Raw genomic sequence first — 26,221 nt, forward strand, 5'->3', positions numbered from 1 at the left:
CATGGCAGGTCGGCGCGGCAGATATTATCCCGCCATCACGCCGGAAATTCTGCTGCGCGCCTATTCCATCGGTCTGTTTCCGATGGCCGAATCAGCGGACGACCCGGAAGTCTTCTGGGTCGAGCCAGAACTGCGGGGCATCATTCCATTGGATGCCTTCCATGTATCTAAGAGCCTTCACAAGGCCGTTCGGCAGCAAGCTTTCTCAATTCGCCGTAACACGGCATTCGAAGCCGTAATGACGGGCTGCGCCGAATCAGCGCCCGATAGACCGACGACCTGGATCAACTCCACAATCCGATCGCTCTACAAACAGCTCCATGCCATGGGTCATGCGCACAGTGTTGAAGCCTGGGAAGGCGGTCAACTGGTCGGCGGGCTTTACGGAGTGTCCCTGGGCGCTGTATTCTTTGGAGAAAGCATGTTCTCCCGGCGCACGAATGCGTCGAAGATCTGCCTTGTACATCTCGTCAATCATCTGCGTGCTAACGATTTTCACCTACTGGACACGCAATTCACGACTGATCATCTGAAAACGTTTGGCGCAATCGACATCCCGAAACAGGTTTATCTCGAACTGCTGAAAGCAGCTGTCGAACTGCCTAACCGCCCCTTCTGATCAGTGACGGCTGATCCTCCCAGGCATTGACCACCAGGGAACCCAATACAGTTTGAGGCCGAATGCGATGCGAGTTTATGGCTTGGCAGCGGCAGCTGGCTTTGCTGGACTGGCGGGCGGCGGAACATCTGACTTCTGCTTGCAGCCTGTCAGCCAGACGTCGTAGATCGGATGTTCAACAGCATTAAGACCAGGGCTGTCGGCAAACATCCATCCCGTAAAGATCCGCCTTATCTTGCGATCAAGGGTGATTTCATCAACTTCAATAAAGCCGTCCACCTTTTGCGCTTCTGTGTCATCGCGCGAGAAACAGGCTTTGGGCGTTACCTGCAAGGCTCCGTACTGGACAGTCTCATTCACATAGACATCAAAGCGGGTAATACGACCAGTGATCTTGTCGATACCTGAGAATTCTGCAACCGGATTTTCGATACGGGCCGCGGAAGCAGGTGCAACCATCACCAGACAGAGCGCCATTCCCAGAAGCAGCGAACGAACGGATCTATGGGACATGGGAGCGAGACCACCTTCAGAAAATACCAAAGCGTGTCGCGATCTTTAGGACTCGCTGCTGACGCTTTATCTCTTTATCTTATCGCACGTCGTTATCGCAAAACCGCTGCGCACTTTTGCGGAACATGCTTTAGGTCCCGATCAATGCCGGGACCTAATGGCGATAGTTCAAAAATGTGGCATGAGATGGAGCAAGACGCTCAGGAACCCGGTGTCCATGCATCATAGTCACCGGTGACACGCGGACGCTGACCTGTCGCATCCATAGAGCCCGTTGGCTTGTACGCGAACGGCGTCCCTGTCAGGTTCTCATGATGTGGCTTCTGCCACTCACGGGCCGCATAATTCTCCTTCGAAGGAGGCGTATCGGTCCGGTAATGCATCCAGCCGTGCCAGCCCGGCGGAATAGCTGAAGCTTCGGCGTAACCCTTGTAGATGACCCAGCGACGAGGCAGGCCAAAGGACGTCATGCCGCCTTCGTAATAGACATTACCCAGTTCATCCTCGCCCACGCGCTTGCCGTTGCGCCACGTAAAGAAGCGCGTGCCAAGCGTCTGGCCATTCCACCAGGTGAAGATTTGAAGGAGAAGATTCTTCATAGTTTTCCAGCGTCCTCGCGAGAGACAAGGAATGTTTCCTTGCCTCGCTTATGCAATCTCGATCCGCGAATGTCCAGCCTTTAGGGGGTGGATACGCGCTATTTGAAGTGCATTCTGAAGCCTGTGTAGTCCGGCGAAAAACCGGCCCTCTCGTAGAAAGCCCGGGTTCCGTCACGGTCACTTCGATGCGTGATTTGCACCAGCCGGCAACCGCGTCGTTTCGCCTCGCTCACGGCGAACTCCAAAAGCTTGGAGCCGATCCCCTGTCCGCGTTTGTCGGAACGCGTATGAACCGCCTCGATGACCCCCGTCAAACCTCCGCGGCCGCGCAGCGTTCTTAGAAATGCAAGCTGAAAGCTGGCAACGACTTCGCCACCCTGTTCGGCGACGTAAAGCTGCTCGTTCAGCGACTGGTCAATTATGTGAAATGCTTTGACGTAGTCATCATATGCATGCTCGTCGCTGGTATCACCATGGCCGCCATGCTCATCCTCCTCAAAAAGCCGGATCAATTCAGAAAGATCACTTTCCCTGGCTCTTCTGATATGCAAGTCGCTGTCAGTCATGGCACTCCTCCCTTAGTGCGCGAGCGGCTTCTCCATGATGATTGCTTCAATACCACTATTGTCCTGACCGCAGTTCTTGGTGCGGTCAACTTCCGTGAAGCCTAGTCGCGTATAGAAGGAAATTGCGCGTTCGTTCGCTACGTCAACTTCCAGGCGAAGAATTTCGGCATCTGGGAAACAGGTTTCTAACTCGGCAAAGAGATCCCGCCCGATTCCTTCATTCTGGCAGGTCGGATGCACGTAGAGCTGATGCAGGACTGCGGTCTTTGTCATCGTAGGCGACATGGCGGCAAATCCCATGCCACCAATCCGCTTTCCGTCATCGGCAACCAGAAACTCGCCGTCCTTCAGGTTGATCCTCTTCAGGATGGCCTCTGCGCTATGCAAGCTTGTGACGAGTGAGCCCACCTTCAGCGGACCATGGATGGGATCATAGGTCGCGTGCCATGTCTCCGCCAATAGCTTTCGCACCGGCTCTACGTCCTTTGGGCCCGCTGTGCGAATGAAAAACATGGAACAGCCCTCTCTCGGAGAAGCAAGGCCGAAGCCTTACTCCTCGATGCCCAGCTTTGCCTTTACCAGCGCCTGCACAGCCTGCGGGTTGGCCTTGCCACCGGTCGATTTCATTACCTGGCCCACGAACCAGCCGGCCAGCGTTGGCTTCGCCTTGACCTTGGCGACCTGATCGGGGTTTGCGGCGATAATATCGTCGACGGCCTTCTCGATGGCGCCGGTATCGGTCACCTGCTTCATGCCGCGGCTTTCCACGATTTCCGCAGGATCGCCGCCTTCGTTGAAGACGATTTCGAACAGGTCTTTGGCTATCTTGCCGGAGATGGTCTCAGCCTTGATGAGATCGATGATACCACCGAGCTGAGCAGGAGAAACCGGAGTCTCTTCAATGCCTTTGCCAGCTTTGTTCAAGGCGCCAAGCAAGTCGTTGATAACCCAGTTCGCCGCCGTCTTGCCATCACGCCCTTCAGCAACCGACTCGAAATAATCGGCAATTGCCTTCTCGGACACGAGCACAGAGGCGTCATAAACCGAAAGCCCCAGTTCGCGTACAAATCGGGCCTTCTTGTCATCCGGCAATTCCGGCAGATCGCTCTTCAGTGCCTCCACGAAAGCATCGTCAAATTCCAGCGGCAGCAGATCCGGATCCGGGAAGTAGCGGTAATCATGCGCATCTTCCTTGGAGCGCATCGAGCGCGTCTCGCCCTTGCCCGGATCGAACAGGCGAGTTTCCTGGTCGATTGAGCCGCCGTCTTCCAGAATCGCGATCTGGCGGCGTGCTTCGTATTCAATCGCCTGGCCAATGAAACGGATGGAGTTGACGTTCTTGATTTCGCAACGTGTGCCAAAGGCTTCGCCTGGACGGCGCACGGAAACGTTCACGTCGGCGCGCATGGAGCCCTCGTCCATGTTGCCATCACAGGTGCCGAGATAGCGCACGATGGATCGCAGCTTTGTCATGTAGGCCTTCGCCTCATCCGAGGAGCGCATGTCCGGCTTGGATACGATTTCCATCAGGGCAACGCCTGAACGGTTCAGATCAACATAGGACATGGTCGGATGCTGGTCGTGCATGGATTTGCCAGCGTCCTGCTCAAGGTGCAGGCGCTCGATACCGATCTCGATGTCTTCGAAATTGCCCTGACGATCTGGCCCCAGCGAAATGATGATCTTGCCTTCGCCGACGATCGGATCCTTGAACTGGGAAATCTGGTAGCCCTGCGGCAGGTCCGGATAGAAATAGTTCTTGCGATCGAAAATCGAGCGGTTGTTGATCTGCGCCTTGAGGCCGAGACCTGTCCGCACTGCCTGCTTCACGCATTCTTCGTTGATCACGGGCAGCATGCCGGGCATGGCTGCATCCACCAGCGACACGTTGGAATTTGGCGCCTTGCCGAACTCGGTGGAAGCGCCGGAGAACAGTTTGGACTGTGAAAGAACCTGCGCGTGAACTTCCATGCCGATGATGATTTCCCAATCACCCGTGGCACCGGGAATCAGACGTTTCGGATCAGGTGTGCGCGTATCGACAAGGGTCATCTTAAAGGCTCTTCATGCGGTCAAATGGGTTGAATGTCAGGTAGAGCAATTGGTGAAGCGGTGCAAGCTTTGAGGCCTAGCACCTCGTCGTTAGAGGTTAAAACTCGACGCCGTAGCCCGCTGGTACCGGGGCAACCAGTTGCTTGGACATACCAACGGATTGCACATCCTGATCAAGCTTCGGCGCATAGGCGATCGACAGCCAGTTGACCCGATAACCGTTCTTTTCAAAGAAACTGACCGCATCCGTATTGTGCGCATGCGTTTCCAGCTTGATTTCATCGAAACCATGCTGGCGGACTTCTTCTTCAACGGCTTGAAGGAGTTCAGAACCGAGACCTCGCCGCTGATGGTCCGGGTCGATCCAGAAATCGGTTATCTTTTCGTCCAGCGCTTCGCGGGATGCCCATCCGGCAGGGACACCGCCTTCCTCAATCACCGTAATCTTAACCCAGGAGGATCGAACGAAGTCTCCAAATGCACGTAATGCATTTTGCAGCATCGCCTCCGTGCCGCCAATGGGGCCCATGGCCTGGGCCCAGGCTCGCAGACCTATGCCTGTCAGCGCATCAATCTCGTCTTCACGGGCATTGCGAACATGATGCATGAAAATCCCCGGAACGTCGCCACGATTAGATCATTGCCGGACGGTGTTTCCAAGCCCGTCAAAGGGATTAGCCTGCGATATAGAGATCTTTGTTGAAAACTGGTCAACAAAAAGGACCGGTCCAATGGATGAGCCGGTCCTTCTGCAGTCGGCTATTGGAACTCAAAGGTGTTACCACCACTTGGCGGGGGTGAATTTTCCGGCTGCCTGTTCGATCACATGCGCCGTCTTGAACAGGGTTTCTTCTTCGAACGGCTTGCCGATGATCTGCAGGCCCAGCGGCAACCCCTTGTGATCAAGGCCAGCCGGAACCGAAATGCCAGGCAAACCGGCCATGTTTAGCGTGACCGTGAAGACGTCCTGCAGGTACATCTTAACCGGATCTGCGGCGAGTTCCTTGTCACCGATGGCAAAGGCGGAAGACGGCGTGATAGGTGCCAGTATAGCATCGACGCCCGCATGAAACGCTTCTTCGAAGTCACGCTTGATGAGAGTGCGAACCTTCTGCGCCTTCAGGTAATAGGCGTCGTAATAGCCGGCCGAGAGAACATAGGTTCCGATCATGATGCGGCGCTGAACTTCCTTGCCGAAGCCAGCAGCGCGGCTCTTCTCGTACATGTCGGCAATGTCCTTGCCGTCAACGCGAAGGCCGTAGCGAACGCCGTCATAGCGCGCAAGGTTGGACGATGCTTCAGCGGGTGCCACGATATAATAGGCCGGAAGCGCATATTTGGTGTGTGGCAGCGAAATTTCGACGACTTCAGCGCCGGCATCCTTCAGCCATTCCACACCCTGCTGCCAGAGCTTTTCGATTTCCTCTGGCATGCCCACGATACGATATTCCTTCGGAATGCCGATCTTCATACCCTTGACCGACTGACCAAGTGAAGCTTCGTAATCCGGCACCGGCAAATCGACAGAGGTCGTGTCCTTGGTGTCGACGCTTGCCATGCTCTTCAGCAGGATTGCTGCGTCGCGCACATCGCGCGCGATCGGACCAGCCTGATCCAGCGACGAGGCATAGGCAACGATACCCCAGCGGGAGCAACGGCCATAGGTAGGCTTGATGCCGACCGTGCCAGTAAAGGCTGCAGGCTGGCGGATGGAGCCACCGGTGTCGGTTGCGGTCGCACCGGCGCACAGATGCGCCGCGACTGCAGCAGCGGAGCCCCCTGAAGAGCCGCCCGGCACCAGTTTTTCGTCCGAACCCTTGGCCTTCCAAGGGTTTACCGAGGGTCCGTAATAGGAGCTTTCGTTGGATGAACCCATCGCGAATTCATCCATGTTCAGCTTGCCGAGCATTACGGCACCGTGATTCCAGAGGTTCTGGGTGACGGTCGATTCGTACTTCGGCTTGAACCCATCGAGAATGTGGCTGCAGGCCTGCGTGTGGATATCACGCGTTGCGAATAGATCCTTCACGCCAAGCGGAATACCCTCAAGCGGGCCGCCCTTGCCGTCTGCCAGTCGCGCATCCGAGGCTTTCGCCATCTCGCGCGCCTTGTCGGGCGTTACGGTCACGTAGGCGTTCAGGGCGCCGTTGGCAGCGTCGATGGCCGACAGGTAAGCGTCCGTCAATTCGACCGCCGTAATTTCACGGCCCTTCAGTTTGGCGCGCGCTTCGGAAATGGTAAGGTTGGTAAGTTCGGTCATCGTGATCTCGAATTTTGCTTAAGGCTGCGTTGAAGGTCGGTGCTGCGGAATGGTCCGCGCTTACTCGACGACCTTCGGCACGAGGAAAAAGTTCTGATCTGAATTGGGGGCATTGGCCACGATATCGGCAGCCTTATCACCATCCGTCACCGCATCGGCGCGCTTGCGCATGGTGATTGGCGTAACGGATGTCATGGGCTCGACCCCGCTGACATCGACCTCGGAAAGCAGCTCAACAAATCCAAGGATACCATTCAATTCGCCCGTCATCCGCTCCAGATCATCTTCGGAAACTGCAATGCGGGAAAGGCGCGCAACGCGCTTGACGGTAGCGATATCGACGGACATGGAACTTCTCCGGATGAAATTTCCTCCCGCTATAATGGCCATATCCGGCATTCGCAACGGTTTTAGCCGCAAGGCGGACGGAGTTGTGACGGAAATCGGCGCGGTTGGCCCAAGACGCCGCGCCGATTACGTAAGGTCAGATGCTTAGCGTAACGCCAACCTTAGGCGTCTCTACCCTCGTCTTCAGACCTTCCAAGCCTTTCACGAACTTTTCCGGCGTCTGGTCAATGATCGGGAAAGACCCGTAGTGGCACGGGATGGCGTGCTTGAAATCGAAAAAGCGCTGGCAGGCGAGCGCTGCCACAGCACCGCCCATCGTGAACCGGTCGCCAATCGGCACCAGACCGATATCAGGCTGATGCAATTCGTTGATCAGACCCATGTCGGTGAAGATGTCCGTGTCGCCCATGTGCAGCAGCGAGGCCTCTTCTTCGAAATGCAGCATCAGCCCATTGGCATTGCCAAGCGCATGGGAGACCCCGTCTTCCGTGATCTGGGCGGAGGAATGCAGGGCCTGCGTAAAGGTCGCGCTGAAGCTGCCGAAGCTGACGGTGCCGCCGGTATTGCCCATTTCGAGACGCTGGACACCTTTGGAACCGAGCCATGCCGCGAGGTCGGCATTTGCCAGCACGACGGCACCGGTTTCCTGTGCCAAGGCGACGGTATCCCCTACGTGATCTCCATGACCGTGCGTCAGCAAAATGTGCGTGATGCCCGCAGCCGCTTCCTTGCGATCCTGGTCTGCAAAGGATGGGTTACCGCTGAAGAATGGATCGATCAAAATCTTCGCATGGGTGGTTTCGAGCCTGAAGGCCGAATGGCCAAGCCAGGTGATCTTCATGATAAATCTCCATTTTGCAGTTGAGATCAAAGGATCCGGGTGTGGACCGTCAGTTAAGCGCAGGTTATTCAACGCCATGATACGCATCAACGGGACAGACGGATTTTATTTCCCGTGCTGACCTAGAGCAGCCGCAATTAATTCAAGAGCATAGACCGAGAGAAGGAATAAGCTTTGGCAACAATGACGATCGAAGAACTGGCTGCCAGTCTGTTGCCGGGGCAACCAGTGGCCGGTCTTGATCTTGGCACAAAGACCATCGGCCTTGCCGTATCAGATCTCGGGAGGCGGTTTTCGTCCCCTCGGCCCGTGTTGAAGCGCTTGAAGTTCACAAAAGATGCGGAACTCTTGCTGGCGTGGGCAGACAAGGAAAAGGTGGCAGCCTTTATCATCGGCCTGCCTATCAATATGGATGGCTCGTCGGGCCCGCGTGTCCAGGCGACCAGAGCTTTCGTCCGCAGCATGAGCGACAAGACAAAGATACCGTTCGTCTTTTGGGATGAACGTCTATCCACTGTGGCCGCAGAGCGGGCACTTCTGGAAATGGATGTTTCCAGGGCGAAGCGCGCTGAACGGATCGATTCGGCAGCCGCGAGCTTTATTCTTCAAGGAGCCTTGGACAGGCTCGTATCCTTGGAAAGGGCTGCATCGGGAGATGACGCATAACGCCTGATCCACCAGGCGTGAATCTGCTTGCGGCGACGGAATGCCAGAATTGCGATGACGATCAGGCTGTCCACCGCAACGGCACGGACAACCAGCATGGGAAGAAGCGCCGGATCAATTCCCAGGGTCTGCCCATAGATCTGAAACACCAGATCGTGGGTATCACGGGTCAGCATGAAGAACCCGAAACTGATGTTGTAGTAGGATAGCCAGTACCAGGCACCCAGGAATGCGACCGGGCCAGCCCAGAGGATGAGAAACCACTTCATGCGGCGTTTCCTTCCACAGTTAGCCAGCGCGTTGATTTCGGCCAAGGTGCCGACAGAACCGCCCAGCGCAGAAACGCCATGACGCTCAGCACGATTGCAGGAAACGTCAGATCAACCGCCCAACTCGTAAAGAAGCAAAGAGCCAGACACAGTAACCCGTAGTGATAGCATTGGTTGTCAGACACAGCCTTACCACGCAGCGATGGTTAACAAATCGTTAACCTCAACCTATTGCTCGCGGCCCAAAGCGCAACGAGAACCACCTGATATGGTTAACGCTGGGCGTTGACCTGTGGATGAAGGCTCCGGGTTCAGCTTGCCGCGGGATAAAGAAGGTCGACGATGTAGGAGGCATCGAAGCGGGAATCGAGCATCCCGTAAGTTGCCCGCCATCCTCCGGCCAGACGGGTTTCCACGAAGGCGTCCGCGATCTTGCCCGCGCCAAGTCTAAAAAGCTCTGCAGCCGCAGCCGCGAGTGCAAGTTGCTCCACCAGAAGTCTTGCCGCGCCCTCGTCCCGTTCCGCCAGTGCCATGGCGGCACGCAGAACATCCGTCGTCTTTCGTCCACTCGGACCCAGATCCCGCTCGATGCCCGACAGAACCGAATCGAACAGATCACGGCCACGGCTCAACACGCGCAGCACATCCAGCGCCATGACATTGCCGGACCCTTCCCAGATCGCATTGACCGGAGCCTCGCGATAGTGACGGGCAAGCGGACGCTCCTCCACGTAGCCATTGCCACCAAGGCATTCCATCGCTTCGTAGATCAGCGGAGGCGCGATCTTGCAGCACCAGTATTTGATGACGGGCGTCATGACGCGGGCAAAAGCTGCATCGGCGGGATTGCTACCGGCCTTGTCGAAGGCTTCTGCCAGACGATAGGCCAGCGCCGTCGCGGCTGCGACGTCCAGCGCCATATCCGCGAGAACCCGGGTCATCAGCGGCTGGTCAATCAGGTTCTTGCCAAAGACGCTGCGACCACGGCAATGATGCACAGCCTCTGCCAGAGAGGCCCGCATGATGCCAGCTGACGCAAGAGCACAATCCAGCCGCGTCAGCGTCACCATGTCGAGAATGGTTCGCACCCCACCGCCCGGTTCACCCAGCAGGTAGCCGAACGCATCCTGGAACTCGACTTCGGAGGACGCATTGGAACGATTGCCCAGCTTATCCTTCAGCCTCTGGAATTGAAGCCCATTCGCCGTACCATCTTCCAGGAGGCGCGGAACGAGGAAGCAACCGATACCTTCATTGGTTTTCGCGAGCATGACGAAGGCGTCGCTCATCGGCGCGGACATGAACCACTTGTGACCGGAAAGACGATAGACGCCCTCGCCCACCCGTTCGGCAATCGAGCGGTTGGCGCGCACATCCGTCCCGCCCTGCTTCTCCGTCATTCCCATGCCAACGGTGATCGCGGTTTTCTGCTGCGCGGGACGGTTCGACGAATCATATTTCCGCGACAGGATACGCGGCGCCCATTCTTTCTGAACGCGAGGCGAAGCCATCATCGCAGCAACAGAAGCGCTGGTCATCGTCAGCGGACACAAGTGGCCACATTCGAGCTGAGAGGTCAGATAGAACCGGGCAGCACGAGCGCGGTGCTGGTTGTTGCGCGATTCCGGAATGTTCTCCCATAGCGAGGAATGCAGCCCGCTGCCCATCGAGCGCCGCATCATGGCATGCCAGGCGGGATGAAACTCCACAGTATCCTGCCGTTCGCCTCTCGGACCGTGGGTCTTCAGCTTTGGCGGATTTTCATTCGCCATCCGCGCAAGTTCCTGCGCTTCAGGGGAGGTCACATAGCGGCCCAGCGCATCGAACTCCTCGCGGATCGCGCGGTGCAATCCCGCCGTCAGATCCACGATCAACGGGTCTGTGCGATAGGCATTGATACCGGACCAGAGGCTTGGCTGGTTCAGGTCGGTGAGATTGTCGTCGGTCCGGTTCATCTGATTCATGAGCTGCTCTTAAACGAAAGCTGGGCAAATTGCATGGGGATCAGAAAAACTCGATGCAGCACACGCTTGCCCGCTCGCCTCGCTGTCTCTATAGACCGCGTAAACAAGCGGAGGACGTTATCGTGGTCTTCTTTCCCCACCGCCATCTCCTCGGGATCAAGGGCCTGACCGAGCAGGACATTACATTCCTTCTCGACAAAGCCGACGAGGCGGTCAAGATCAGTCGGCAAAGAGAGAAGAAAACTTCGACTCTTCGCGGGCTCACCCAGATCAATCTTTTCTTCGAGGCTTCGACACGCACGCAAAGCTCCTTCGAGCTTGCTGGCAAGCGTCTGGGCGCAGATGTCATGAGCATGTCGGTCGGCAACTCTTCGGTCAAGAAGGGTGAGACGCTGATCGATACGGCGATGACGCTGAACGCCATGCGGCCGGATGTCTTGGTGGTTCGCCACTCATCCGCAGGTGCCGCTGCCCTTCTGGCGCAAAAAGTGGCGTGCTCGGTCGTCAACGCCGGCGACGGTCAACACGAGCACCCGACGCAGGCACTACTGGACGCGCTGACAATCCGTCGCGCCAAGGGCAAGCTATCCCGTATCATCGTCGCAATCTGCGGCGATGTTCTGCACTCGCGCGTTGCCCGCTCCAACATTCTTTTGCTGAATGCCATGGGCGCACGCGTTCGCGTCGTCGCGCCGTCCACTCTGCTGCCGTCGGGCATTTCGCAAATGGGCGTGGAAGTCTTTCATTCCATGGAAGAAGGCCTGAAGGATGCGGATGTCGTCATGATGCTGCGTCTTCAACGGGAGCGCATGTCCGGTTCGTTCGTGCCGTCGGTTCGCGAATACTTCCATTTCTACGGCCTGGACGCCGAGAAACTGAAAGCCGCCAAGGAGGATGCGCTCGTCATGCATCCGGGGCCAATGAATCGCGGTGTCGAAATTGCCTCTGAAGTGGCCGATGGACCACAAAGCGTCATTGAAAGCCAGGTCGAAATGGGCGTTGCCGTCCGCATGGCTGTGATGGAGGCATTGCTGATTTCCCAGAACCAGGGGCCGAGAAGCGAAGGAGTGGTCGCATGAAGCCGCTTGTTCTGAAAAACGCGCGTATCATCGATCCTTCCCGGCATCTGGACGAAGTCGGCACGATCATCATCGGTGATGACGGTCGTATTCTTGCGTCTGGCGCAGACGCACTCAATCAGGGGCATCCTGACGGTGCCGAGATCCGCGATGCCCAAGGTCTCGTTGCGGCACCGGGTCTTGTCGATGCGCGCGTCTTTGTTGGCGAACCGGGTGCGGAACATCGGGAGACCATCTTTTCCGCCAGCCGCGCCGCCGCTGCAGGCGGTGTGACGAGCTTCATCATGATGCCGGATACCGACCCGGTTCTTGACGATATCGCCCTCATCGAATTCGTCCTCAAGACGGCTCGCGACAAAGCTCTCGTAAACATTCACCCAGCAGCTGCTTTGACGCGCGGGTTGAAGGGCGAGGAAATGACCGAGATCGGCCTATTGAAGCAAGCGGGCGCCGTCAGCTTCACCCAGGGCCGTCATGGATTGGCGGATACGCAAGTTCTGCGACGCGCCATGACCTACGCGCGCGAGTTCGGGGCCGTCATTTCTCTCGAAGCCCGCGATCCCTACCTTGCTGTTAACGGGGTCATGAACGAAGGGCTGTTCGCCAGCTGGCTCGGTCTGGCAGGCGCCCCGCGAGAGGCCGAACTCATTCCGCTCGAGCGTGACCTGCGGATAGCCGCCCTCACTAAGGCCGCCTATCATGCTGCGAAGATTTCGGTGCCGGAATCTGTCGAAGCGATTCGCATTGCTCGCGATCGAGGCGCGAACGCAACCTGCGCCGTGTCAATCAACCACCTTTCGCTGAATGAAAACGATATCGGCGAGTATCGTACTTTCTTCAAGCTTTCGCCGCCGCTGCGCACGGAAGACGACCGTCAGGCCCTGGTCGATGCTCTGGCGAACGGAACGATCGATATCATCGTCTCGTCGCATGATCCGCAGGATGTCGATACGAAGCGTCTTCCTTTCGGTGATGCGGCGGATGGCGCCATCGGGCTTGAAACCATGCTGGCGGCCGCCTTGCGGCTCCACCACTCCGGTCAGGTTTCGCTGATGCGCCTCATCGACGCCATGTCCACAAGGCCCGCCCAGATCTTCGGGCTGGACGCTGGAACGCTGAAACCGGGCGCGAAGGCAGATATCGCCTTGATAGACATTGATGAACCGTGGATCGTGACGAAGGATACCATCCAGTCCCGCTCCAAGAACACGCCCTTCGAGGATGCGCGTTTTAGCGGACGGGTTGTTTCGACTTATGTAGCTGGCTGTCTGGTACACTCGCTGTAAGGAAATTAAGCATGGCAGAGCTGTTTAACTGGCAAATCACGCTTCCTATCGCGCTGGCCGCACTTGCCTTCGGCTATCTGCTGGGCTCAATCCCCTTTGGCCTCCTCCTGACAAAGGCGGCTGGTCTCGGCGACATCCGCTCCATCGGTTCAGGCAATATCGGCGCCACAAACGTCTTGCGCACTGGCAATAAGAAGCTGGCTGCAGCCACGCTTCTGCTCGATGCATTGAAGGCTACGGTTGCTGCCCTTCTGACTGCAGCCCTTTGGGGTCAGGAAGCCGGGTTGCTGGGTGGCTTTGCAGCGTTCCTTGGCCATCTGTTTCCGGTCTGGCTTGGTTTCAAGGGCGGAAAAGGCGTTGCAACCTATATTGGTACATTGTTGGGTATTGCACCGGCGATGGTTCTGGTATTTGCATTCCTGTGGCTGACAGTTGCAAAGCTCAGCAAATATTCATCTCTATCGGCGCTCGTCGCCACACTTCTTATTCCCGTCGTGCTCTGGCTAATCGGGGAACCAAAAATTGCACTAGTCATGGCCATCATGACCCTCATTACCTATTGGAAGCATAAGGCCAACATCGAGCGTCTGATCAACGGAACAGAAAGCAAGATCGGCCAGAAGGGATAAGTTCCTCTGTGTCCTCCGGCAAAGAAAATCGGAGGGGGGTTGCACTCACAGACGCTCAACGGATCGCCTGGCTCAGGCTGATTCGCAGCGACAATGTGGGACCTGCAACCTTCCGTGACCTCATCAATCATTTCGGCTCTGCCGACGCGGCTCTGGCTGCGATCCCTGAAATGTCGCGCCGGGGTGGCGCGGCACGTGCCATCCGCGTGGCGACCGTCCAGCAGGCGGAGCAGGAACTGGAAATAGCTGCTCGTTTCAATGCCAAGCTTGTCGGTATTGGAGAGCCGGACTACCCTTTTGCGCTTCGCCAGATTGACGCGGCCCCGCCCCTGCTGGCGATGAAGGGTGACTTTGCCGCAGCCAACCGACCGTCGGTCGGCATTGTCGGATCACGCAACGCATCGATCAGCGGAGCCAAAATCGCGGCGATGATTGCTCGTGATTGCGGTCGTGCCGGCTACACGATTACCTCGGGTCTCGCGCGCGGCATCGATACGGCTGCCCACCGAGCAAGCCTGGACACGGGAACCATTGCTGTGCTGGCGGGCGGCCTTGACCAGCCCTACCCGCCCGAGAATATTCCGCTGCTTGGAGATATTACCGGCGGCGTTGGATTGTGTGTGAGCGAGATGCCCTTTGGATGGGAGCCACGCGCACGCGATTTTCCGCGCCGCAACCGGCTCATCGCAGGGATATCTCTCGGGGTGGTCGTCGTCGAAGCCGCCCAGCGTTCCGGGTCTCTGATCACGGCGCGGCTGGCGGGCGACTTCGGGCGTTTGGTCTTCGCTGTGCCCGGATCTCCGCTCGATCCGAGATGCCATGGTACAAACGATCTGCTGAAAAACGGCGGCATCGTAACCACCTCTTCACACGACGTGCTGGAGGCGCTGGCTCCTATTTCTCAACTAGACCTATTTAACGGTTCTACCATAGCGGAACCGGAAGACGACGAGACGACACCTTTGCAGCAGCCCCTCGACGATAGTGACCGGATGCGTATTGCCAATGCTCTTGGGCCGACACCTGTCGAAATAGATGACATAATTCGACACACCGAAATTCCAGCAGCGACTGTTTATCTCGTGCTGCTGGAACTTGATCTCGCCGGAAGGCTCCATCGGCATCCTGGCGGCTTAGTTTCCCTCTCGATGCAAAACTGACCGCGGACGTCGACCGGTGAGCATATCGCCTGATTCCACGTAAGCCATTTCAAGAAGATAGCAGAGCATATCTGCATTCTCCTTATGAGCAACCTGTCTCAACTGACCCAGCATATGCCGGATATAGGCGATGTTCGATCGCCATTCCTCATTCGTAATTTGCTTTGAAGATGGCTCAACCATCTTGTCCTCGCTAAAATAACTTAAAATAATGCACGCTTAGGATGCGCATTCCTGAGCGCACTCGCAATGTGACATTTCTCATCTAGGATTGCAATATAGTAATTATCTTCTTATGGTTGCATAGAGGCGAGAGGCAAAAATGCATCCTCCCTCTTGACCGCAGACAAAACGCCCTCCATGTCGGGTGGTCAGATTCAAGCCGAAGCGCCATTTTTCGCTTTGTCGCACCTCTCAGAGAAAAAAGTTATGAATGTCGTCGTTGTAGAATCCCCTGCCAAGGCCAAGACAATCAACAAATATCTTGGATCAGGCTTCAAGGTTCTCGCTTCCTTTGGCCACGTCCGTGACTTGCCTGCGAAAGATGGATCCGTCCTGCCTGATCAGGATTTCGAGATGTCGTGGGAAGTCGACAGCGCATCCGCGAAGCGGATGAAAGACATCGCCGACGCAGTTAAGGGATCCGACGGACTGTTTCTCGCGACCGACCCGGATCGAGAAGGTGAGGCTATTTCCTGGCACGTTCTCGATCTTCTCAAGAAAAAGAAGGTCATTGGCGATAAGCCGGTCAAGCGTGTGGTGTTTAACGCCATCACAAAAAAAGCCGTCTTAGATGCGATGGCGAACCCGCGCGATATCGACATATCGCTGGTGGATGCGTATCTGGCCCGTCGCGCACTGGATTATCTTGTGGGTTTCAACCTTTCCCCGGTTCTTTGGCGCAAGCTTCCGGGCGCTCGCTCTGCTGGCCGTGTGCAATCCGTTGCATTACGCCTTGTTTGCGATCGGGAAAATGAAATCGAGCGTTTCGTTCCAGAAGAATACTGGAACATCTCCGCGCTTCTGAAGACGCCGCGGGGCGATGAATTCGAAGCCAAGCTTGTGTCCGCCGATGGGAAGCGGGTCCAGAGCAAGGGCGTCAAGAACGGCGAGCATGCCGGCCGTCTGAAGGCGCTTCTGGAAGGCGCTGCATATTCGGTCGAATCGGTCGAGGCAAAGCCGGTCAAGCGCAACCCCGGCCCTCCCTTCACGACCTCTACCCTGCAGCAGGCTGCCTCCTCGAACCTGGGTTTCTCGGCATCGCGCACCATGCAGGTTGCACAGAAGCTCTACGAAGGCGTGGACATTGGCGGCGAAACAGTCGGTCTGATCACATATATGCGTACCGATGGAGTTCAGATGGCGCCGGAGGCGATCGATGCTGCCCGCCGTGCGATCGGCGATCAATTCGGTGAGCGCTATCTGCCCGAAAAGGCGCGATTCTATTCCACGAAGGCAAAGAATGCGCAGGAAGCGCACGAAGCCATTCGTCCCACCGACTTCAATCGTTCGCCGGAGAAGGTCCGCAAGTTCCTGGATGGAGACCAGCTTCGCCTTTACGAACTCGTATGGAAGCGCGGTATCGCCAGCCAGATGGCGTCTGCTGAAATGGAACGGACGACTGTTGAAATTACCGCCGCAAACGGCTCCGATCGCGCGGGCTTACGGGCTGTCGGCTCCGTTGTCCGCTTTGATGGATTTCTAGCTGCCTATATTGATCATCGCGACGATAGTGACGCGGGTGATGACGACGAAGATGGCCGTCTCCCCGAAATCAATGCGCGTGAAAGGCTGCACAAATCGAAGGTCAATTCAAGCCAGCACTTTACGGAGCCGCCGCCGCGCTACTCGGAAGCTTCTTTGATCAAGAAGATGGAAGAGTTGGGCATCGGGCGCCCTTCGACTTACGCCGCGACCTTGAAGACGCTCAGCGACCGCGAATATATTGTCATCGAAAAGCGCAAGCTGATCCCTCATTCCAAGGGTCGGCTGGTTACTGCCTTCCTCGAGAACTTCTTCACGAAGTATGTGGAATACGATTTCACAGCCGATCTGGAAGAGAAGCTCGACAAGATTTCAGCTGGCGAATTGAACTGGAAGCAGGTTCTCCGGGAGTTCTGGGACGCCTTTTTCGCCCAGATTGAAGATACGAAGGAACTTCGCGTTACCAATGTTCTGGACGCGCTGAACGAAGCTCTCGCCCCGCTCGTTTTCCCCAAGCGGGAAGACGGCAGCGATCCGCGTATCTGCCAGGTCTGTGGTACGGGCAACCTGTCTCTGAAGCTTGGGAAATACGGTGCCTTCGTCGGATGCTCAAACTATCCCGAGTGCAACTATACCCGCCAACTGTCCTCGGATGGCGCCGAAGCTGAGGCCGCCTCCTTGAACGAGCCGAAGGCGCTGGGCCGAGATCCGATGACCGGCGAGGAACTGACCCTACGATCCGGTCGTTTCGGACCTTACATTCAGCGCGGAGACGGCAAAGACGCGAAGCGGTCTTCGCTGCCACGCGGGTGGAAGCCCGAAGACATCGATCACGAGAAGGCTCTGGCCCTTATCAATCTTCCTCGGGATGTGGGCCAACACCCGGAAACCAGCAAGATGATTTCTGCCGGCCTTGGTCGGTACGGGCCCTTCCTGCTGCATGATGGCACCTATGCCAACCTTGAAAGCATCGAGGATGTGTTCAGCATTGGCTTGAACCGCGCTGTGACAGTCCTGGCCGAGAAGCAGAGCAAGGGCGCCGGGCGCGGGCGGACTGCAGTAGCCGCCCTCAAGGAATTGGGCGATCATCCGAGCGGCGGAGCCATGACGGTTCGCGAGGGACGCTATGGTCCTTATGTCAACTGGGGCAAGGTGAATGCCACCCTGCCAAAGGGCAAGGACCCACAAAGTGTGACGGTTGAAGAGGCGCTTGCGCTCTTGACCGAAAGGGCTGGCAAGGCACCGGCTGCGAAGATCAAGTCTACGAAAGCGACCAAAGCGGAGGCCGCTGACGCCAAGCCAAAAAAGACGGCTACCAAGGCAAAGTCTGCCGCCAAGCCGAAGGCGGCCACGAAAGCAAAGAAGACGGACACGTGAGCAAGAAACCGCGCGAAGACAAAAAACCCGTTCCGGTTGGCCGCAAAGCCGCCCTTCGCGCGGAAAAGGCCGCTCTGGGCGATCCCAATGTGATCGTCCACGGCGTTGTTCCGCCCCGCGATATTCTGCTCCAATTCATTTCCGATAACCCGGACCGCGCCTCGAAGCGGGAAATTGCCAAGGCCTTCGGTCTCAAGGGTGATACCCGTGTCGAGCTCAAGGATGTGCTGCGTGACCTCGAGGACGAAGGCCTTCTTCAGAAGAGCCGCAAGGCGCTGATGCGGCCGGGTGGCCTGCCGCCCAGGACAGTGCTGGACATCACGACCCGCAGCAAGGACGGCGAACTGATTGCCCGGCCTGCCGAATGGCCGGATGATGGTGGTGTTGCGCCTGCGGTTTTGATCCGGCAGTCCTCCGATAACCGCAGCAAGAGCAAGACGCCCGCTGCCGGACTTGGCGACCGCGTGCTTGCGAAGATCTTCCCGAATAAGGATCGATCCGGTCCCGCCTATACGGCGCGCGTGGTCAAGATCGTCGACAAGCACCGCAATGCCTCTCTCGGCGTCATCCGTATGATGCCGGAGGGTGGTGCGCGATTGATGCCGATTGATCGCCGCGGCGAGGAAATGCAGATTTCCGCCAGTGATCTTGGAGATGCAAAGGATGGTGATCTGATTGAGGCTGACGTCCTGCGTGGGAATCGCTTCGGTCTGACCCGCGCGAAGGTTCTGTCAGTGGTCGGCTCCGTGGCGTCCGAGAAGGCAATCTCGATGATTGCGATCTATTCGCATGGCATTCCGCACATCTTTCCGAAGCAGGTTCTGGATGAGGCGGAAGACGCAAAGCACGCCAGCATGACGAAACGGGAGGACTGGCGGCATGTGCCGCTGGTCACCATCGATCCGGCCGATGCCAAGGACCATGACGACGCCGTCTATGCCGAACCTGACCCATCGCCGGATAATCCGGATGGCATCATCGTGACGGTTGCAATCGCAGACGTATCCTATTATGTCAAGACGGGATCACCACTCGACCGTGAAGCGCTGCAGCGGGGTAATTCGGTCTACTTCCCGGATCGCGTCGTGCCGATGTTGCCGGAGCGGATTTCAAATAACCTCTGTTCGCTGCGCGAGGGCGAAGATCGACCGGCGCTCGCAGTCCGCATGGTCTTCTCCAAGGACGGCAAGAAGGCGGGCCACACCTTCCATCGCATCATGATGAAGAGTGCCGCCAAGCTCTCCTATCAACAGGCGCAGGCGGCCATCGACGGCAAACCGGACGACAAGTCCAAGCCGCTTCTGGATCCCATCCTGAAGCCGCTCTGGCATGCCTATGCGATCATGAAGCGTGGTCGCGACCGTCGCCAGCCGCTGGAACTGGATATGCCGGAACGCAAGATCCTGCTGAAGCCGGATGGCACCGTCGACAAGGTTGTTATCCCCGAGCGTCTGGACGCGCACAAACTCATCGAAGAGATGATGATCCAAGCCAACGTTGCTGCCGCGGAAACACTGGAGAAGCAGCGTCAGCCGCTGATCTATCGTGTGCACGATGCGCCGTCGCTTGCTAAGCAGGAGATCCTGCGGGAGTTCCTGGCTATGCTCGGTATCCCGATGGCGAAAGGCGGACAGGTGCGAGCAAACTCCTTCAATGGTATTCTCGCGAAGGCTGAAGACACGCCGCATCAGGTGATGGTCAACGAAATGGTTCTGCGCAGCCAGAGCCAGGCCGTCTACAGCCCCGACAATCTTGGCCACTTTGGCCTGAACCTGATGAAGTATGCGCACTTCACCTCGCCTATCCGCCGCTATGCAGACCTTATTGTTCACCGTGCCCTCGTGCGCGCTTTGGGCCTTGGCGAAGGCGGACTTTCGCCTGAGGAAGAAACGCAGCTCGACGACATTGCCGCAGAGATTTCCACATTCGAACGACGCGCCATGGCGGCCGAGCGCGAAACGATTAACCGTCTGATTGCCCATCATCTAGCGGAGCGGGTCGGCCAAGAGTTCGAAGGCCGCGTCTCTGGCGTGACGAAAGCGGGACTATTTGTCACGCTGCCGACCTATGGTGCGGATGGCTTCGTGCCGGTATCCACGCTGGGGTCTGATTATTTTGTCTATGATGAAGCCAGGCAGGCACTCATCGGCGAACGGCATGGCCTTGGCTACCAGTTGGGCGATTCTGTCGACGTGCGTCTGGCAGAGGCGATACCTCTTGCGGGCGCACTGCGCTTCGAAATGCTGAGCGAAGGCCAGAAGATGGGCGTCGCAATGCGCTCGTTCCACAAATCGGGACGGCGCGGTCGTTCAGCACCAAAACGACCAGGGACCAGACCACCGCGCCGCCGTTGATGAGCGTCGTTGGCGTGCAGGCTGGTCTGGGGTCCGTTATTCCTATATTGGAGAAGGCAATGGCCGAGCAGAAAGCATTATCAACTCCTGTAAAGCCGGTTCGGTTTGGAGGCGCACAGGAGCCTGAGCGGCAACTCGGTCAATCCATCATGCGTGGACTGCGTTGTACCTGCCCTAGATGCGGTACTGGTCGTCTGTTCAAAGCGTTTCTGAAACCGGTGGAGCAATGCTCTGCCTGTGGTGAAGATCTGCACCACCAGCGGGCCGATGACCTGCCCCCTTACCTCGTCATTTTCATCGTGGGTCACGTGACCGTCGGTGGCTTCATGATGACAGATATGGTCTGGCAATTGTCCGTCTGGACGCATCTTGCGATCTGGACGCCAATCACCATCCTGATGGCGTTGCTGATGATGCAACCAATCAAAGGAGGCGTGATTGGCCTGCAGTGGGCGCTGAAAATGCACGGTTTCGGGAAAGAAGATGAGAGTATCGATCCCGGTCGAGGCGGCCCAATCGATTAACCGATAATACGTTGCCAGAGCGTGAACATCCTGATGCCCCAATCATCAACAATCAAGACATCGACAAAACTCGCGGTCACCTGACATCCAGCAGTCATGCAAGCACGTTATGAGGCAACATGATCACTCAGAACGGAAGCCTTCTTCGTTGAAGTTTTTGCCGGTACCGCTTCACCACGTGTCGATTGCAGATTATATCGACTTCGGCCGCGCCGAATTTGCGCGTAGAACCTAAGCGACGGGCAAATGGATTCATATTCGAAGGACAACCACCATCCTAACCAGGGGAACAGTGACAGCTTTCACCCGGAAGAGATCCATTGGCCTTCGCTCTTTGCCGCCGTGTCGGCAATAAGCGCGGTCGGCATCGCAATCGGTCTTGGTCTACCCCTGCTCAGCATCATCCTCGAAAAGCGCGGAATTTCGTCGACGCTGATCGGATTGAATTCCGCTATGGCAGGAATCGCCGCAATGGCGGCCGCTCCGATTACAACAAAGCTGGCACATGATTATGGCGTGGCAAAAACGATGCTCTGGGCGGTCGTTCTGGCAGCGGTCAGTGCCCTTGGCTTCTATTATGCGACCGAATTCTGGATGTGGTTCCCATTGCGTGTGGGCTTCCACGGCGCCACCACTACGCTGTTCATTCTCTCGGAATTCTGGATCAATGCTGCCGCACCACCGCGTAAGCGAGGGTTCGTGCTCGGCATATATGCAACGGTGCTCGCAGTTGGTTTTGCAATCGGGCCTTTGATCTTCTCGAAGATTGGAAGTGAGGGAATACTTCCATTCGCAGTCGGCGCAATCGCCATTATGCTGGCCTTCATACCGATTTACATCGCGCGCGGCGAAAGCCCGGTTCTAGACGAGAAGCCACAGCAGCATTTCCTGCGTTATGTGTTTCTTGTGCCAATGGCAACTGCAGCGGTCTTTGTTTTTGGTGCCGTCGAAGTCGGAGGGCTCTCGCTCTTTCCTGTCTATGCAAACCGCGTAGGCCTGCCGGAAGCAAGCGCCGCTATGCTCCTGACGATCATGGGAATTGGCAACATGGTCTTCCAGATCCCGTTCGGTATGATTTCAGACCGGCTGAAGGACCGAAGACCGATGCTCTTCCTGATGGCTCTGGCGGGCCTTCTGGGAGCATTGGCACTTCCCTATTTGATCCATCATTGGTGGCTGATGGCGGGCCTACTGCTGGTCTGGGGTGGATGCGTATCCGGCCTCTATACCGTCGGGCTTGCGCATCTTGGATCACGACTCACGGGATCCGATCTCGCGGCGGCCAATGCTGCCTTCGTTTTCAGCTATGCGGTTGGGACGGTCGCCGGACCCCAAGCTGTTGGAGTTACGATCGATCTGGTCGGTAATAATGGCTTTGCGTGGGCACTCGCCGGTTTCTTTGCCCTTTATGTGGTGATATTCATCGTTCGGACGATTTTCAGCCGTCAACGGACTTGACTTTCTGGGCGCGATTTGTAGTTTCGCGCCAGATTTCGCCGTGGACCATATGAAGGCGTCCGCGGCTTGATTTTTTATTAGAGGCAGGAAGACCATGGCGAAAGCTACGACCATCAAGATCAAGCTGCTGTCGACGGCCGATACAGGTTTCTTCTACGTGACGACGAAGAACAGCCGTACGTTCACGGACAAAATGACGAAGACGAAGTACGACCCGATCGCTCGCAAGCATGTCGAGTTCAAGGAAACCAAGATCAAGTAATCTGATCTGGATTCCACTTTAATGAAGCGCGGCACCTCGGTGTCGCGCTTTTTTGTGCAAGCGTCGACAACCGCCTGCAACCGCTCCTCCGCTCTTGCGATGTATTTGGGACTCTCTTGTCAATTGTTATTCGCGGGAAAGAAAGAAGCAGTCTACCTGCAAGATTTCAGTTAATACTGAGTATTCTGAGGATGCCGAAGTAGCGACGTCGCCTACATCACGGTGAACGGCTCATCTTAATTAGGGGGCCGATCGGCATGCAAAGCGGCACGAGGAACCGCAAAATGCACGCCGATCGACCGACCCCACGACCCAGGAGATGCGGCGGACCTGAGCATCATGGGGTATCTTTATGTTCCTTCAGGAACTTATTCCATTGACAACAAAGTCGCGTAAAACCGGGACGAAATCAACCCATTCTTAACTAGCGCGTCAATTGATGCGTGACATGGTTAAAACAGCAAGATCGAAATTCAAAATCGAACTACTTACCCAAGAGATAACCAAGCTTAGATGGGGAGTTAATAAAGGAAAAACTTATAGAGAGACGCACAATACTGATATTCTGTCGTTTTGTCCGAACTGCTCAAGCGCTGAAACTATAGGGCCGAATCTCTCTTCGATTTAGACGAGCCATAACTGAGAGCAATGAACTTCAACCTTAAGGTGCAAGGCAAAGTATGACTGTAATCCGTCTTCTGTTTGTCAAAAGGTAGCCGCCTTCTGACAGTCGCTCCAATTATAATCGTTGCTGTCGCCCGAGGGAGCCATACGAGCCGTCTGACAAAACGCTCCAGTCGCTATGCTGCCGCCGCAACGACCCGATTTCGTCCGCTGTTCTTTGCCTCGTACAATGCTCTATCTGCGTTTTTAAGCAACTGCTCAGGCGTGTCGATACCTGCCGTGAAGCTCGCGATCCCTAAGGACGCAGTGATATTCAACGCACCACCGGAGGGAAGAGCAAACGGAGCCGCCTCAATGATTCCACGCAGCCGTTCCGCGATTGAAGCAGCTGAATTCGCGTCGGTATCCGGCATCACGACTACGAACTCTTCGCCTCCGTAACGACAGGCAAGATCTGCCCCGCGCACCGTGGAGCGAATGCGCCGGGCGAATTCCCGCAGGATCTCATCACCAATGTCGTGCCCATAGGTATCGTTAACACTCTTAAACCGATCAATGTCAGTAATACAGACCGAGAGAGGCCGTGACCTAGCGGCGGCGCGATTAAAAAGTGTCTTCAAATGATTATCGAGATAGCGTCGATTATGGAGACCCGTCAGCCCGTCTGTCACCGCAAGCTCTATTGTCTGTCGAACGCTAGAGCGCAGTTTATCGTTGTATCGCTTGCGTCTGATTTGCGTCAGTGTCCGTGCGACCAGTTCGTTAGGGTCAAGCGGGCGCGTCAGGTAATCATTCACTCCGAGATCCAAAGCCCTTACAATAAGTTCCTCACGCCCGCTTTCTGTGATGAGCAAGAGTGGCAGGAAGCGGGTTCGTTCCAGGAGGCGAAGTTGCGAGCATAGTCTGAGGGGATCGTATTCCTCGATATTGTCATTGATGATCACGAGATCGATCGGAGACTCGGCTGCCTCGAAGATCGCGGCCTGTGGGTCCGACATTGCAGTGACTTCAGCAACCGGCTTCAACGCCCTGACTATGCGCTCCTGGGAGCTTCCGCGGCCGTCCACGAGTAGAACCTGACCGCTAATATCGAAGCCATCGAAGCGGGTCAGATCCTCGAAGCCAATCGTTCTGGCGGTATCGGCGCGGATGCGAAGTTCGTCGCTGAGCGTCTTGAGACGCACGAGACTCTTGACGCGCGCAACGAGTTGCAGATCGTTCACAGGCTTGGTGAGAAAATCATCGGCACCGGCCTTCAGGCCACGCACACGATCTGCTGGCTGGTCGAGTGCCGTCACTATGACTACTGGAATATGCATGGTCTTGGGATTAGCCTTCAGCCGCTCACATACTTCAAAACCGTCCATGCCCGGCATCATAATGTCGAGTAGGATAACGTCCACATTGGTGTTTGCGACGATTTCTAGCGCCTTGAAACCGTTCTCGGCTGTCAACACGTCGAAGTATTCGGCAAGCAGCCGTGCTTCCAGCAGCTTCACATTCGCCGGAATGTCATCCACTACGAGAATACGCGCAGTCATGTCCGCCTCCCCGCCTCAGGCGTCCCCAAGATAGGTCTTTATCGTTTCGAGAAACTTAGGCACCGAAATAGGCTTGGAGACGTAAGCTTCGCATCCACCCTGACGGATGCGCTCCTCATCTCCCTTCATCGCGAAGGCAGTAACCGCAACGACTGGAATGACGTGAAGCTCGTCGTCTTCCTTCAGCCATTTGGTGACTTCAAGGCCCGAGACTTCCGGGAGTTGGATATCCATGAGGATCAGATCGGGACGGTGCTTTCTCGCGAGATCCAGCGCCTCCATCCCATTGCGGGTCTGGATCGTCGTATACCCGGAAGCCTCGATCAGATCGCGGAAGAGCTTCATGTTCAGCTCATTGTCTTCAACAATCATCACCCGCTTGGGCATACTTTCTATCCTTCATTTCGAGCGATCGCGCCTATATTGAGATATAAGGCTCCAAACGCTCGATTCCATGCTCCGGCTTCCGGAACAGTAAGCGGATTTGGTTGAAGAAAAGGTAACTGGATCGTTGATGCGTTCAGAATTTGTAAACAGCCCGAAGCCAGACGAAACAGCAGCCGCAGTTTTGCAATGGCTGGCCAATGAGCCGGACATGCTGGGTCGCTTTCTGGCGCTTTCCGGCGTCCAGCCTATGCAATTGCGCAGTGCACTGAACGATCCCGGCTTCCTGGCAGGCCTCCTCGACTTCGTCATATCGCATGAACCCACGCTCCTCGAATTCTGCAAGGTCTCGGAATGGAAGCCAGAGGATGTCGTTGCCGCTTGGCGACATTACTCCGGACCAGAACTTGAATCGGGGCACTACGAATGAGCGAAATCGTTGACATCGACCATCTGCGTCTCAGCGACCGTCCGCTTGTCGTTTGCGATGTCGATGATGTTGTGCTCGAATTCTTGTCTCCTTTCGAAGGCTTCATCGGCAGCCTGGGTCATCGTCTCGTTCCCCGCTCCTACCGTCTGCATGGCAATATTCTCTCCACGCTGGACGATCGTCCTATCGCTGACGATGATGTTACGCAGTTGATCCAGGATTTCTTCGCCGCGCAGGAAGCTTGGCAACGGCCCTTTGGCGATGCGGTAAAGACCTTGAAGCGGCTAGCCGCGGAGGCCGACGTTGTCTTTCTCACAGCCATGCCGCCGCGCTATACGCATATGCGCAGGCGCCTGCTGGATAGCATCGATCTCACCTACCCTCTGCTCGCAACGGAGAGCCCAAAAGGCCCTGTTCTTCGCCAGATACACGGCACCCGAGATCTACCTGTCGCGTTCATCGATGACATGGCTCACAATCATCATTCCGTTGCCACCGCGGTTCCCGAGTGTCTGCTGGTTCATCTCATGCCGCAATCAGAGATGCATAACCACGCGCCTAAACCAGCCCCCACGGTGCTTTCTGCGCAGAACTGGTCGGATGTCGAGCGCTTCCTTCTGGCTCACTTCGCTCAGCGTTGAGGCCAGGTCTCTGATATCCTGCTTGATAGGAAACATGACGGCGCCAGAATCTGGCATCTGCTCGCATATAC

At 56.5% G+C, this 26,221-nt stretch carries 26 protein-coding genes; 13 read left to right on the forward strand and 13 right to left on the reverse strand.

Annotated elements, in window-relative coordinates:
• Position 1: 1 nt before the first annotated feature.
• Positions 2 to 619: a leucyl/phenylalanyl-tRNA--protein transferase gene (aat, locus tag MUU53_RS10560; RefSeq protein WP_247260876.1), complete on the forward strand. Its 618-nt coding sequence runs from the start codon at positions 2 to 4 to the stop codon at positions 617 to 619.
• A gap of 75 nt (positions 620 to 694) precedes the next feature.
• On the opposite strand, the gene MUU53_RS10565 is transcribed toward aat, so the two are convergent.
• From MUU53_RS10565 to MUU53_RS10605, 9 genes are all read right to left on the reverse strand, one after another.
• Positions 695 to 1,096, reverse strand: coding sequence for a DUF2155 domain-containing protein (locus tag MUU53_RS10565; protein ID WP_247260938.1), 402 nt, complete (start codon positions 1,094 to 1,096; stop codon positions 695 to 697).
• Positions 1,097 to 1,332: 236 nt separating this feature from the next.
• The gene (locus MUU53_RS10570; protein ID WP_062552588.1) at positions 1,333 to 1,731 is read right to left on the reverse strand and encodes an NADH:ubiquinone oxidoreductase subunit NDUFA12; all 399 of its coding nucleotides are present in this window, start codon (positions 1,729 to 1,731) and stop codon (positions 1,333 to 1,335) included.
• 98 nt (positions 1,732 to 1,829) lie between these two features.
• Positions 1,830 to 2,297, reverse strand: a complete 468-nt coding sequence (locus MUU53_RS10575) for a GNAT family N-acetyltransferase (protein ID WP_247260877.1) — start codon at positions 2,295 to 2,297, stop codon at positions 1,830 to 1,832.
• 12 nt (positions 2,298 to 2,309) lie between these two features.
• Positions 2,310 to 2,810 carry a GNAT family N-acetyltransferase gene (locus tag MUU53_RS10580; protein ID WP_165136250.1) on the reverse strand — a complete coding sequence of 167 codons (501 nt, stop codon included), beginning with the start codon at positions 2,808 to 2,810 and terminating at the stop codon, positions 2,310 to 2,312.
• A 36-nt stretch (positions 2,811 to 2,846) separates the two neighbouring features.
• The gene (gene gatB / locus MUU53_RS10585) at positions 2,847 to 4,349 is read right to left on the reverse strand and encodes an Asp-tRNA(Asn)/Glu-tRNA(Gln) amidotransferase subunit GatB (protein ID WP_247260878.1); all 1,503 of its coding nucleotides are present in this window, start codon (positions 4,347 to 4,349) and stop codon (positions 2,847 to 2,849) included.
• Between the two features lie 97 nt (positions 4,350 to 4,446).
• Positions 4,447 to 4,956 (reverse strand): GNAT family N-acetyltransferase, encoded by a 510-nt coding sequence (locus tag MUU53_RS10590; protein WP_247260879.1) that lies wholly within the window; start codon positions 4,954 to 4,956, stop codon positions 4,447 to 4,449.
• A gap of 171 nt (positions 4,957 to 5,127) precedes the next feature.
• Positions 5,128 to 6,609 carry an Asp-tRNA(Asn)/Glu-tRNA(Gln) amidotransferase subunit GatA gene (gene gatA, locus MUU53_RS10595; RefSeq protein WP_247260880.1) on the reverse strand — a complete coding sequence of 494 codons (1,482 nt, stop codon included), beginning with the start codon at positions 6,607 to 6,609 and terminating at the stop codon, positions 5,128 to 5,130.
• A 60-nt stretch (positions 6,610 to 6,669) separates the two neighbouring features.
• Entirely contained in the window at positions 6,670 to 6,957 is a 288-nt protein-coding gene (gene gatC, locus MUU53_RS10600; protein ID WP_062552594.1) for an Asp-tRNA(Asn)/Glu-tRNA(Gln) amidotransferase subunit GatC, read from the reverse strand.
• A 136-nt stretch (positions 6,958 to 7,093) separates the two neighbouring features.
• Complete coding sequence (locus MUU53_RS10605) at positions 7,094 to 7,798, reverse strand: metal-dependent hydrolase (protein WP_247260881.1); 705 nt, start codon at positions 7,796 to 7,798, stop codon at positions 7,094 to 7,096.
• A 174-nt stretch (positions 7,799 to 7,972) separates the two neighbouring features.
• On the opposite strand from MUU53_RS10605, the gene ruvX reads away from it, so the two are divergent.
• Positions 7,973 to 8,464 carry a Holliday junction resolvase RuvX gene (gene ruvX / locus MUU53_RS10610; RefSeq protein WP_247260882.1) on the forward strand — a complete coding sequence of 164 codons (492 nt, stop codon included), beginning with the start codon at positions 7,973 to 7,975 and terminating at the stop codon, positions 8,462 to 8,464.
• On the opposite strand, the gene MUU53_RS10615 is transcribed toward ruvX, so the two are convergent.
• Both MUU53_RS10615 and MUU53_RS10620 read right to left on the reverse strand, forming a co-directional pair.
• Positions 8,404 to 8,733 (reverse strand): DUF6105 family protein, encoded by a 330-nt coding sequence (locus MUU53_RS10615; RefSeq protein ID WP_247260883.1) that lies wholly within the window; start codon positions 8,731 to 8,733, stop codon positions 8,404 to 8,406. The genes ruvX and MUU53_RS10615 overlap by 61 nt on opposite strands.
• Before the next feature lie 311 nt (positions 8,734 to 9,044).
• Positions 9,045 to 10,697: an acyl-CoA dehydrogenase family protein gene (locus MUU53_RS10620; RefSeq protein ID WP_247260884.1), complete on the reverse strand. Its 1,653-nt coding sequence runs from the start codon at positions 10,695 to 10,697 to the stop codon at positions 9,045 to 9,047.
• A 122-nt stretch (positions 10,698 to 10,819) separates the two neighbouring features.
• Here MUU53_RS10620 and MUU53_RS10625 point away from each other — a divergent pair, with 122 nt between their 5' ends.
• The 9 genes from MUU53_RS10625 (at position 10,820) to rpmG (ending at position 22,530) form a co-directional block, all read left to right on the forward strand.
• Positions 10,820 to 11,776, forward strand: a complete 957-nt coding sequence (locus tag MUU53_RS10625) for an aspartate carbamoyltransferase catalytic subunit (RefSeq protein WP_247260939.1) — start codon at positions 10,820 to 10,822, stop codon at positions 11,774 to 11,776.
• Positions 11,773 to 13,062: a dihydroorotase gene (locus tag MUU53_RS10630; RefSeq protein WP_247260885.1), complete on the forward strand. Its 1,290-nt coding sequence runs from the start codon at positions 11,773 to 11,775 to the stop codon at positions 13,060 to 13,062. The genes MUU53_RS10625 and MUU53_RS10630 overlap by 4 nt, the downstream gene beginning before the upstream one ends.
• 11 nt (positions 13,063 to 13,073) lie before the next feature.
• The gene (gene plsY / locus MUU53_RS10635; RefSeq protein ID WP_247260886.1) at positions 13,074 to 13,691 is read left to right on the forward strand and encodes a glycerol-3-phosphate 1-O-acyltransferase PlsY; all 618 of its coding nucleotides are present in this window, start codon (positions 13,074 to 13,076) and stop codon (positions 13,689 to 13,691) included.
• A gap of 8 nt (positions 13,692 to 13,699) precedes the next feature.
• Positions 13,700 to 14,851, forward strand: coding sequence for a DNA-processing protein DprA (gene dprA / locus MUU53_RS10640; RefSeq protein WP_377307205.1), 1,152 nt, complete (start codon positions 13,700 to 13,702; stop codon positions 14,849 to 14,851).
• 429 nt (positions 14,852 to 15,280) lie between these two features.
• A complete protein-coding gene (topA, locus tag MUU53_RS10650; RefSeq protein WP_247260888.1) occupies positions 15,281 to 17,932 on the forward strand; it encodes a type I DNA topoisomerase in 2,652 nt (883 codons plus the stop codon).
• 74 nt (positions 17,933 to 18,006) lie between these two features.
• Positions 18,007 to 20,286, forward strand: coding sequence for a ribonuclease R (gene rnr, locus MUU53_RS10655; protein ID WP_247260941.1), 2,280 nt, complete (start codon positions 18,007 to 18,009; stop codon positions 20,284 to 20,286).
• Between the two features lie 59 nt (positions 20,287 to 20,345).
• Entirely contained in the window at positions 20,346 to 20,810 is a 465-nt protein-coding gene (locus MUU53_RS10660) for a DUF983 domain-containing protein (RefSeq protein ID WP_247260889.1), read from the forward strand.
• Between the two features lie 246 nt (positions 20,811 to 21,056).
• Entirely contained in the window at positions 21,057 to 22,268 is a 1,212-nt protein-coding gene (locus MUU53_RS10665; RefSeq protein ID WP_247260890.1) for an MFS transporter, read from the forward strand.
• 94 nt (positions 22,269 to 22,362) lie between these two features.
• Positions 22,363 to 22,530 carry a 50S ribosomal protein L33 gene (gene rpmG / locus MUU53_RS10670; RefSeq protein ID WP_062552606.1) on the forward strand — a complete coding sequence of 56 codons (168 nt, stop codon included), beginning with the start codon at positions 22,363 to 22,365 and terminating at the stop codon, positions 22,528 to 22,530.
• A gap of 800 nt (positions 22,531 to 23,330) precedes the next feature.
• Here rpmG and MUU53_RS10675 read toward each other — a convergent pair.
• The gene (locus MUU53_RS10675; protein ID WP_247260891.1) at positions 23,331 to 24,695 is read right to left on the reverse strand and encodes a PleD family two-component system response regulator; all 1,365 of its coding nucleotides are present in this window, start codon (positions 24,693 to 24,695) and stop codon (positions 23,331 to 23,333) included.
• 15 nt (positions 24,696 to 24,710) lie between these two features.
• Entirely contained in the window at positions 24,711 to 25,082 is a 372-nt protein-coding gene (locus MUU53_RS10680; protein WP_062552608.1) for a response regulator, read from the reverse strand.
• Between the two features lie 127 nt (positions 25,083 to 25,209).
• On the opposite strand from MUU53_RS10680, the gene MUU53_RS10685 reads away from it, so the two are divergent.
• Both MUU53_RS10685 and MUU53_RS10690 read left to right on the forward strand, forming a co-directional pair.
• Positions 25,210 to 25,509: a DUF3572 domain-containing protein gene (locus MUU53_RS10685; protein ID WP_247260892.1), complete on the forward strand. Its 300-nt coding sequence runs from the start codon at positions 25,210 to 25,212 to the stop codon at positions 25,507 to 25,509.
• Positions 25,506 to 26,150, forward strand: coding sequence for a hypothetical protein (locus MUU53_RS10690; RefSeq protein ID WP_247260893.1), 645 nt, complete (start codon positions 25,506 to 25,508; stop codon positions 26,148 to 26,150). Before MUU53_RS10685 ends, MUU53_RS10690 begins: the two co-directional genes overlap by 4 nt.
• Positions 26,151 to 26,221 lie beyond the last annotated feature (71 nt).

Source organism: Affinirhizobium lemnae (genome assembly GCF_022968395.1).
Lineage (GTDB): Bacteria > Pseudomonadota > Alphaproteobacteria > Rhizobiales > Rhizobiaceae > Neorhizobium > Neorhizobium lemnae.